Source organism: Streptomyces ipomoeae 91-03 (genome assembly GCF_000317595.1).
In the GTDB taxonomy this organism is placed as follows: Bacteria; Actinomycetota; Actinomycetes; order Streptomycetales; family Streptomycetaceae; genus Streptomyces; species Streptomyces ipomoeae.
Genome location: NZ_AEJC01000159.1, coordinates 1 through 8,801, shown reverse-complemented (window position 1 = coordinate 8,801; position 8,801 = coordinate 1). Strand labels below are relative to the sequence as shown.

7 protein-coding genes and 1 pseudogene are annotated in these 8,801 nt (G+C 69.0%); 2 read left to right on the top strand and 6 right to left on the bottom strand.

Annotated elements, in window-relative coordinates:
• Positions 1 to 5: 5 nt before the first annotated feature.
• The 5 genes and pseudogenes from STRIP9103_RS10435 to STRIP9103_RS10415 all read right to left on the bottom strand — a co-directional run.
• Positions 6 to 233: pseudogene (locus STRIP9103_RS10435) on the bottom strand (transcriptional regulator); the annotation flags it as partial.
• A 31-nt stretch (positions 234 to 264) separates the two neighbouring features.
• Positions 265 to 1,881: an alpha/beta hydrolase gene (locus STRIP9103_RS10430; RefSeq protein WP_048820044.1), complete on the bottom strand. Its 1,617-nt coding sequence runs from the start codon at positions 1,879 to 1,881 to the stop codon at positions 265 to 267.
• Positions 1,882 to 2,132: 251 nt separating this feature from the next.
• A complete protein-coding gene (locus STRIP9103_RS10425) occupies positions 2,133 to 3,665 on the bottom strand; it encodes a cellulase family glycosylhydrolase (protein ID WP_009307327.1) in 1,533 nt (510 codons plus the stop codon).
• A gap of 247 nt (positions 3,666 to 3,912) precedes the next feature.
• A complete protein-coding gene (locus tag STRIP9103_RS10420; RefSeq protein ID WP_009307325.1) occupies positions 3,913 to 4,782 on the bottom strand; it encodes an ABC transporter permease in 870 nt (289 codons plus the stop codon).
• Positions 4,779 to 5,753, bottom strand: coding sequence for an ATP-binding cassette domain-containing protein (locus STRIP9103_RS10415; RefSeq protein ID WP_009307329.1), 975 nt, complete (start codon positions 5,751 to 5,753; stop codon positions 4,779 to 4,781). The genes STRIP9103_RS10420 and STRIP9103_RS10415 overlap by 4 nt, the downstream gene beginning before the upstream one ends.
• An 87-nt stretch (positions 5,754 to 5,840) precedes the next feature.
• Between STRIP9103_RS10415 and STRIP9103_RS10410 the strand changes: the two genes are divergently transcribed.
• Entirely contained in the window at positions 5,841 to 6,737 is an 897-nt protein-coding gene (locus tag STRIP9103_RS10410; protein WP_009307324.1) for a TetR/AcrR family transcriptional regulator, read from the top strand.
• A 342-nt stretch (positions 6,738 to 7,079) separates the two neighbouring features.
• Here STRIP9103_RS10410 and STRIP9103_RS10405 read toward each other — a convergent pair whose 3' ends face one another.
• On the bottom strand, positions 7,080 to 8,063 hold the full coding sequence (locus tag STRIP9103_RS10405; RefSeq protein WP_100243886.1) for a TolB-like translocation protein: 984 nt from the start codon (positions 8,061 to 8,063) through the stop codon (positions 7,080 to 7,082).
• A 227-nt stretch (positions 8,064 to 8,290) separates the two neighbouring features.
• Between STRIP9103_RS10405 and STRIP9103_RS10400 the strand changes: the two genes are divergently transcribed.
• Positions 8,291 to 8,680, top strand: coding sequence for a barstar family protein (locus tag STRIP9103_RS10400; protein ID WP_048820042.1), 390 nt, complete (start codon positions 8,291 to 8,293; stop codon positions 8,678 to 8,680).
• The last annotated feature ends 121 nt before the right edge of the window (positions 8,681 to 8,801 follow it).

Below are 8,801 nucleotides of genomic sequence, written 5' to 3'. Positions count from 1 at the left end.
GCCTTTCAAACGCGTTCCTCCGGGGTGGTGTCGGGTTCTTCATCGGGTGGGTCGACGTCGCCCAGCGCGGGGGGCAGACGGGGTGGGGTGGCGCCCTCCTCGCGAAGCTCGCGGCGGAGGTGGCGGAGGCTGTACTTGACGGAGATGGCCTGGTCGGCGTACTTGGTCCGTTTGCGTTCGGCTTCTTCTTGCTGGGCGCGGCTGGTTGCCGTCTTGGCCGCGAACCGGGCGCCCCTCGAACGGGTGATGCTCAGGCGGGCACGCTCAGCCGCGGAAGCCGAGGATGCCGTGCAGGGTTTCACCGCTCGTCGCGGCGGCCCCCGGTGCCGTGCTCAGCGTGGACTGCGCCGACTTCTGCTGCGCGGCCTGCGGCTTCGGGTCGGGCAGCTTCTTGCAGACGGCGTCGACCTTGCCCTTGCCGTGGGGCACCTTGCCGTTGGTGAGGTACGCGGCCAGGTACTTGTCGAGGCAGGAGTTGCCGCTCAGCGTGATGCCGTGGTTGCCGCCGCCCTGCTCGACGACCAGGCTGGACTTCTTGAGCAGCTTGTGGACGGTGAGGCCGCCCTGGTACGGGGTGGCCGCGTCGTCCGTCGCCTGGAACAGCAGCACCGGCGGGAGCTTGGAGTTGGCGACGTTCACCGGCTTCAGCGACTTGGTGGGCCAGAACGCGCACGGTGCGTTGTACCAGGCGTTGTTCCAGGCCATGAACGGCGCCTTCTTGTACACCGCCCAGTTGTCCTTGGTCCACTTCTTCCAGTCGCGGGGCCAGGACGCGTCACGGCACTGCACCGAGGTGTAGATGCTGTAGCCGTTGTCACCGGCGGAGTCGACGGCCGCGAAGTTCTCGTACGCCTCGACCAGCGGGTCGGCGTTCTTGTCGTTCACGTAGGCCGCGAACGCCTCGGCGAGGAAGGGCCAGTAGCCGTTGTAGTAGCCGCCCGGGATGAAGGTGTCCTCCAGCTCGGAGGCGCCCACCTTGCCGCCCGCGGGCTTCTTGGCGAGGGCCGCCCGCATGGCGTACCACTTGGCCTCGATCTTCGCCGGGTCGGTGCCGAGCTTGTAGGTGGAGTCGTACTTGGCGATCCACTTCATGAGCGCCTTGTGGCGCTTGTCGAAGGCGTAGTCCTGGTCGAGGTTGTCCTCGTACCAGACGCCCGTCGGGTCGACTATCGAGTCCAGCACCAGACGCCGCACACGCTGCGGGTACAGCTTGGCGTAGACCGCGCCGAAGTAGGTGCCGTACGAGTATCCGAAGTAGTTGATCTTCTTCGCGCCGAGGGCCTTCCGGATCGAGTCCAGGTCCTTCACGGCGCTGATCGTGTTGATGTACGGCAGGACGTCCTTGTACTTCGTGCCGCAGGCCTTGGCGAAGGACTTGGCGCGCGAGACGTTGACCTTCTCGATCGCGGACGTGCTGGGCACGGAGTCCGGGCGCACCGGGTTGAAGTAACCCGGCTTGCAGTCCAGGGCGGGCTTGCTCTTGCCCACACCGCGCGGGTCGAAGCCGATGACGTCGTACTGCGCCGCCACCTTCTTCGGCAGCGAGGACGCGATGAATCCGGCCAGCGTCAGACCGCTGCCGCCGGGGCCACCCGGGTTGACCAGCAGCGGGCCCTGGTACGTCTTCGAGGTGTGCGGTACGCGGGACAGCGCCAGCGTGATCTTCTTACCGCCCGGCCTCGCGTAGTTGAGCGGCACCTTCACCGACGCGCACTGGAGCGTCGGGTAGTTGTCCGTGGCGCACTTCTTCCACGTGACCTTCGAGGCGGCTGCCTGGACGGTGTTCGAGGCGGGTGACCCGCTGGCGTTGGCGGGGGCGGCTGTGAGCGTCCCGGCCAGGACGACGCCGGCGCCGCACAACACGGCTGCGCTTCTTCTCATGAAGTTCTCTCGCAACGGTGAGGGGGGTTCAAGGGCCGCGAGGTACGCGCCCTTGCCGCATGGTTCCGGAAGAGCACGCCACACAAGTACTTATTCGACCAAGACTTGACCGAATCGAGTCATTGCTTACTCTCAAGCGGCCCACAGAAAGGGGCAGTTGTATCAATACGGGACACACCCTCAAGCCCCGACGATGAGGGCGCCCTGCGAGCACCCGGGCGCCCCCATCTCACGCCGTGATCACGCCATGGTCACGCCGCCGCGCAGCTCACGCTCGGCACACCTCCACCCCCGGGCGCGCCCCCGAAGCCGAAGCTCGCCGAGGCGCCCGTGGCGAGCGACCCGTTGTGGACGGCATTCACAGCGGTCACCGCCGAACCGGTCTGCGTGTACGTCGCGTTCCACATGTTCGTGACCCGTTGGGAGCCGGGCCAGGTCCAGGTGACCTTCCAGGAACTGATCGCCTTCGTACCGGTGTTGGTCACCTTCACCTCGGCGTTGAAGCCGCTGCCCCAGTCGCTGCTCACGGTGTACGTGGCGGCGCAGGCGGGGGTCCCGCCTCCGGGGTCTCCCGGGTCACCGGGGTCGCCCGGATCGGTGCCTCCCCCGCCCGCCGGGAAGCCGGGAGCCTTGATGCTCGCCAGGTAGCCGTCCTTGACCGTGTCCACCGTCTGCCAGTCGTCCTTCAGGATGCCGCCGGTGTCGCCGGAGTTGGGGTTCCAGGACCAGAAGGTCCAGTGGAAGGAGTCGGAGCCGTATGTCGAGGTCGAGCGCAGGTACGTGACCAGGGCCGACAGCCAGCGCTGGTCGATCGTCGACTGGAGGGTCGTACCGAACTCGCCGATCCAGACGGGGGCGATGTTCTGTTTGAAGATGTAGCCCCAGTACCTGTCCCAGATGCCGGGCATGTTGGCGGGGAACGTCGGATCGCTGAACCAGCTCTGCTGGGCGACGCTCGTGGCGTAGTCGTGGGCCGAGTAGACGACGCGGTTGGCGACGTCGAGTTGCACGGGGTACTGGGCCACACCCATCAGGTTGCCGCCCCACCAGCCCGAGACGCCGTTGAACGACTGGACGCCCTCGACGAGGATCAGCAGGTCGGGGTTGACCGACAGGACCGCGTTGCCCGCGCGCTGGGCGGCCAGGCGCCAGTCCCTGGTCGTGTCGCCGCATCCCCAACAGGCCGGATCGTGCGGCTCGTTGTGCAGGTCGATGCCGATGACGGTCGGGTTGCCCTTGTAGCGGGTCGCCAGTGCCTTGAGGTTGGTGATCCACGTCGACTCGGGGACCGACGACGTGTACCAGAGCGCCGACTGGCCCGCCGCGTCCGGGCGGTGCCGGTCCAGGATGACCTTCAGGCCGCTCTGACCGGCGTACGCGACGATCTTGTCCAGGACCTGGAGGGAGTTCAGGCCCTGCAGGTCGGCGTTCTTGCCGTCGGAGAAGTTGATGCTGTCGGGGGTGGCGCCGGGCTTGAGGATGTCGTCGCTGAACGGCATGCGGATCGTGTTGTAGCCGAGCGACTTCATCTGGTCGATCATGCTCTTGTAGTCGCGGGTCCACAGGCCGTGGGGTACGCGGTTGGTCGTCTCGAAGCCGAACCAGTTGATCCCGGCGATACGGACCGGCTGCCCGGCCTCGTCCAGGATCTGCCGGCCGCTGGTGTGCCAGTAGCCGGCGCCGGGTGCGGCCTCCGCCGCGTGGGCGGTCGTCTGGGTCGCCGCCAGCGGTAACAGGAGCGCCGCCGCCACCGCGCACAGCGCTCTTCGCAAGCTGCGGAACATGTCGCTGCTTCCTCTCGGGAGGGATCGTGGGGACCCCGGGAGTGGGGGAGAGGCGCGGGCCCGGAACGGGGTGGGAGCGCTCCCACCCGCCCGCACCTCCCATGGAAGCAGGTCACATGGACACGTCAAGGCGTCCGGCGTCACCTGGTACACCGGACGCCTCTCGCGCGGGGTCCACGGCCCGTACTCCGCCCGGTTTCCGTGGCCGGACGGAGTACGACGGCTCGAAGGCCCACGGCGGCCTACGTCACCGGCTCAGCCTCTGGAACCTCCGCACCGCCAGCGGCAGAAACACCAGCGTCAGCACCACCGGCCACACCCCGGCCATCAGCAGGGCGTGCTGTTCGACCCAGGAGTCGCCGCCGCCGACCGGTGTGCCGAACAGGTCGCGGGTCGCCGCGGCCGTGGAGGAGATGGGGTTCCAGGCGGCCACCCAGCCCAGCCAGTCCGGCATCAGCTGGGGTGCGACGAAGATGCTGGAGATCATGGTCAGCGGGAAGGCGACCGCGAAGAGGCCGCCCGCCGCCTCCGGGTTGGGGACCAGGAGGCCCAGCCAGACGCCGATCCAGATCAGGGCGAAGCGGAGCCAGAGGAGGAGGCCGAAGGCGGCGAGGAAGCCGAGGCCGCCGTCGGGGCGCCAGCCCATCGCGAAGGCCGTCAGCATCATGATGGCCAACTCGGCGCAGGCGACCAGCAGATCGGTGACCCCGCGTCCGGCGACCACCGCCGACGGTGCCATCGGCATGGAGCGGAAACGGTCGATGACGCCCTTGGTGGAGTCGTAGACGACGACGGTGGCCGTGTTGATGAAGCCGAACGCCATCGTCATCACGAACATCCCCGGCATCAGGAAGTCCCGGTAGTCCCCGCCGCCGGGCACCTGCATGGCGCTGCCGAAGACATAGCCGTAGAGGAGGACGGAGAGGATCGGGAAGCCCAGCTGCCAGGCGATGTTGACCGGTTGGCGCTGGTAGTGGGTGAGGCCGCGGCGGACGATGTTCCAGCAGTCGGCGAGCAGCCAGTACGTACGGCCGTGGGTGTCCGGGACGGTCGGATCACCGTCCCGGCCGGTCGCGTCGCCGCCCCGGCCGGTCGCGTCGATCTCCACGGTGCTCATGCGGCGGTCTCCTTCTCGGTGCGGTGGCCGGTCAGGCGCAGGAAGACGTCGTCCAGGCTCGGTCGGCGCAGGCCGATGTCCTCCACCGGGATGCCCTCGTCCTGGAGGGTGCGGGCCACCTCGGTGAGGGCGGTCACCCGGTCGGCCACCGGGGCGTGCACGCGCAGTTCCGTGTCGTCGGACTCCGGTTCGCCGTCGGCCACGCGGGCGACGATCTTCACGGCGCGCGGGATGTCGGCGCGTTCGGTGACGACGACCTCGACGCGGTCGCCGCCGACCGTGTTCTTCAGACCGTCGGGGGTGTCGTCCGCGATGGCCCGGCCCTGGTCGATGACGGTGATGCGGGAGGCGAGGCGGTCGGCCTCCTCCAGATACTGCGTGGTGAGCAGTACGGTCGTGCCGCTCGCCACCAACGCCCGTACGGACTCCCAGACTTCGCCGCGGCTACGGGGGTCCAGGCCCGTCGTCGGCTCGTCGAGGAAGAGGACGGCCGGGGCGAGGATCATCGAGGCGGCGAGGTCGAGGCGGCGCCGCATGCTGCCGCTGTAGCCACCGACGCCCTTGTCGGCGGCGTCGGTGAGGTCGAACTGGTCGAGGAGTTCGACGGCGCGCCGCTTGGCCCGCTTGCCGCCGAGGTGGAACAGCCTGCCGAACATCTCCAGGTTCTGCCGTCCCGTCAACACCTCGTCCACCGCCGCGTACTGGCCGGTCAGGCCGATCCTGGCCCGGACCCCGCGCGGGTGCCGCGCCACGTCCAGGCCGGCGACCGTCGCCCGGCCGCCGTCGAGTCGTACGAGCGTGGAGAGGATGCGTACGGCGGTGGTCTTGCCCGCGCCGTTCGGGCCGAGGAGGCCGTGGACCGTGCCCTCGCGGACGGTCAGGTCGAAGCCGTCGAGTGCGCGCTTCTCGCCGTACCGCTTCTCCAGGCCCTCCGCCCGGACCGCGTAGCCGTCGCCGGTTCCGTCACTCATGAGTCCCCCTTCTCTTGAATTGGGTACACCGTACCCGATTGCGCGTACGACGTACTCAGTTTTTCGCGGGGGACCTAAAATCGGCGCATGACAAGGGGCGAGAGCGGTACGGGCGGTCGCGCTGGTGACGGTACGGGCGGCGGTGCCGGTGGAGTTTCCGGTGGTGGTACGGAGACCAGTGGCAGCGGTGACATCGTCCGTACGCTCGAACTGCTGTGGGACACCGGGCGGCGGCCGAGTCGGGGGCCGAAGCCGGGGCTGACGCTGGACCGGATCGTGGAGGCGGCGATCCTGGTCGCGGACGCGGAGGGGCTGGAGGCGGTGTCCATGCGCCGCGTCGCCACCGAGCTCGGGACCGGGACCATGTCCCTGTACCGCTATGTCCCCGGCAAGGCCGAGCTGCTCGATCTGATGCTGGACCGGGTGCAGCGGCCCTCCGAGGATCCGGCGGACTTCGGGGACGGGGGGTGGCGCGCGGCACTCGAGGCGCTGGGGCGTGCGACCCTCGCGCTCTACCAGCGGCATCCCTGGCTGCTCCAGGTCAACCAGTCCCGGCCGATCCTCGGGCCGAGCGCGCTCGACGGCATGGAGAAGATGCTCTCCCGGATCAAGTCCATGGGGCTGAGCGATCCGGAGCTGGTGTCGGCGATCGTCATGGTCGACGGGTATGTGGTGGGGGCCGCGCGGACTCAGCTGTATCAGGAGGAGGCGGAGCGGCGGACGGGGCTGACCGACGCGGAGTTCTGGCAGGCCCATATGCCCGTCTTCGAGAAGGTCATGGCCTCCGGTCGGTATCCGGTGCTCGCCGGGCTCTCCGAGGACGCGTTCTCGTCGGACTTCGATCACTTCGAGTTCGGGTTGCAGCGGATGTTGGATGGGCTGGAGGTGTTTGTCGCTCGGCGGGGTGAGGGGGCGGCGGGGGCGTCCCGGGGTGACAAGTGCGGCGGGGTTGGTGCTGGGCGGGATGGGGGCGTCCCGGGGTGACAAGTGCCGCGGGGTTGGTGTCGGGCGGGGGTGGGTCTCGCTTGCCGGCGCGAGCAGGGTTGCCGCTGCGCCCACCCGTGCCGCCCCAGCGGCACGATTGCCCGCAGCTATGACGGGTGGGTGGGTGGATGGATGGGCAGCCGGCCCAGCGGCACGGCTGCCCGCGGTTGCGTGTGGCGAAAGCGGCGGTGCGCGGCTGCCCCGGCAGCCGGTGGTTGACTGTCGGGGCGGGGCCTCGTTGTCGGGGTCAGGCTGTTGACAGGGCCTCTGTTGGGGAGGCGGGCGACTCGTAGGGCGTTGCGGTGACGCGCCGCGTGGCGGTACCAGCGCCTGCGGGCGGCCTTACGACGGTCGTCGTCGTGCCCGCTTGAAGCCCCATGCGACGACGATGGCCCCGGCGAGTGCGAGGGCGCCCACCTTGAGGCCGGAGCCGGTCTCGCCCCCGTCGCCCTGTGCGGAAGTCGAGCCGCTGTCGCCCGAGGAGGAACCGGAGCTCCCGTTTCCCGAACCGCCGCCCGGTACGTCGCGGGCCACGACCGAGCTGCCCTCGCCCTCACTGCCGTACATGATCTTGGAGCCGTCGGTGGTGAAGGTCAGGGACTCGCCCTGCCGTTGGAGCGGCACGCTGAGCCGTTCGGCGCGCTTGATCTTGCCGCCGTTCCAGTCGTAGAGGATGCCGCCGAAGTACGCGCGCAGGGCGAGCTGCTTGCCGTCGGGGGAGAACGCGCCGTCGGTGACCTCCAGGTCCGGGACGGAGGCGATCTTCTTGAAGACGTTCGTGCCGGAGGCGGAGAGCTCGGCGGGTCCCTCGTACAGGGAACCGCCCTGGTCGTTCTTGTCGGCGATGTACACCCGTCCCGTCTTCGGATGCACCATCAGCGCCTCCGCGTCCCGGGCGCCGTCCTCGTACTTCACGACGTACTGCGTGGCCTTGATCGTCTGGTCCTTCAGCTCCTTCGGCTCCGGAAGCTCATAGATCCAGACGTACGCCCATGTCCCGCCGAGGTTGTCGCCGATGTCGCCGACGTAGAGGTGGTTGTCCGGGCCGATGGAGATCGCCTCGACGTCACGCGGGGTGCCGACGCCGGTCATGGTGATCGTCGCGACCGTCTCGCCCGTCTTGCTGTCCACGGCGTACAGGAACGCCCCGTCGTCACTGTCGTTGTGGGTCCAGTAGACCCCCGGGTGCTGCCGCGAGGCGGCCAGACCGCTCGACTCGGTGATCCTCGTGTCCTTCATGGCGAACCCGTCGTCATCGGCGAACGCCGGCGTGACCGACAGCAGACCGAGGAGGAGGGCGGCGAGGATCGGGGGGAGAGGACGCATGTCTCCAAGCCTGCCATCTCGCTCCGCCGGGTGGGGTGGGGGCGGCGTGGGGGTTCGGCTGTCGTTGTCGGGTGCGCGTGCGTTGTGGCTGGTCACTCCCCCATCGCGGCGGAGCCGCATAGTGACACAGCCCCGCGCCCCTTGTCGGAGCTGTCGCTGATCGGTGGCTGTTATGTGGCTGCTGAGTCGTTGTGACAATCGCGGGTTTCTCTGGGGGCGTGAGTGAGATGAATGAGCCCCTGTGGTGGATACGGCGTTGGAGCGCGGCGGAGGCGCCCTCCCCGGCGGCCGTGGACATACTCGGCAGCCGGTGTCGTACGACGCTCGATGTGTTCGCGGAGTGGTCGAAAGCCCTGGGCTTCCCCGGCTACTTCATGCACAACTGGGACTCGTTCGAGGACTGCATGTTCGCGGTGACCAGGTCCGCGCCCCTGACGGTCGTCATCCGTGACGCCGCCCACCTCCTGGCCGACGAGCCCCCACGCCAGCTCTCCCCCCTCCTGGACATCCTCACCGGCGTAACCGGCCGCCCCGCCAACCCCCCGGCCCTGCTCCTACTCCTGGACGACACCCCCGACCACTTGGCGGCCCTGGCAGAACGCATGACCAACGCATGACCAAGGCAGGCTCGTCCCTGAAAGGGCCGCAGCCCCAAACGGGGTCGTAGGGGCGCAGCCCCTGGGGATGATGGGGGTCCCCCGCTCGAGCGGAGCCGAGAGTGGGGGAGGGTAGGGGCGG